Raw genomic sequence first — 901 nt, 5'->3', positions numbered from 1 at the left:
CGTAATGTGCGAACAATTCACGATGCGCCATTAGCTCATCAAAAGTAATCGCAAAAATACCATGACCACCGAGTGCAAATTTTAGCCAGTCAAACTGAATGTCTGGATAAGCTTGTCTAAGCGCCCACTCACTATCACCCACTTCACACACTAACAAGCCTTCAGGACTTAGATATTCTGGCGCTTCAAATAAAATACGATGCACCAAATCCAGTCCATCTTGTCCAGCAGCCAGTGCTTGCTCAGGCTCATATAAAAACTCAGGCGGTAAGTCGGCCATGATAGCAGCATCAACATAAGGAGGATTGGTCACAATAAGTTCATATTGATTTTCCGCTGGAATCTTTGCAAATAGATCTGATTCGATCACGTTCACTTGATGACCAAGATCGTGATGATCAACGTTGACCATCGCCACTTCTAATGCTCCTTTGTCAATATCAACCGCATCGACTAAGGCATCGACAAAACGTGTCGCCAGTGCAATAGCAATACAACCTGACCCAGTGCATAGATCTAAAATACGCTCTGGTTGTGACAATTGTTTCATATCAAGCCCATGATCATAAAACACAGCCGGTTGACCATTAACAGTTGCACCTAGAGGCTTTGCAAGCTCATTGACATCAAAATATGGGTGAAACTGCTGGCGGATTAACTCCGCTATGGGCGAGCGCGGAATAAGAACGCGTTCATCGACATAAAAAGGCAGATCACAAAAATAGGCCAAATTGATTAGGTAACTCAGCGGTTTTCGTTCAGCGATACGCTCTTCTAATAAGCTTAGCACCTGCTGTTTTTCTGACGTCGTCAAACGGCAATCAAGTATTTGCTCATTGGCGGCCCAATCTAAAGACAGAGAATGCAAAACAATCGCTGACGCTTCAGCAAACTCGTCAGT

At 44.1% G+C, this 901-nt stretch carries 1 protein-coding gene; it reads right to left on the bottom strand.

The annotated features are described in order from the left end of the window. A partial coding sequence (gene prmB / locus ACS8FD_RS18090; protein ID WP_439276865.1) for a 50S ribosomal protein L3 N(5)-glutamine methyltransferase occupies positions 1-901 on the bottom strand: 901 nt, incomplete at both ends.

Source organism: Psychrobacter sp. 1U2, assembly GCF_051847575.1.
Note: the sequence above shows the minus strand (reverse complement) of the source record. Positions and strands in the feature narration are given on the sequence as shown.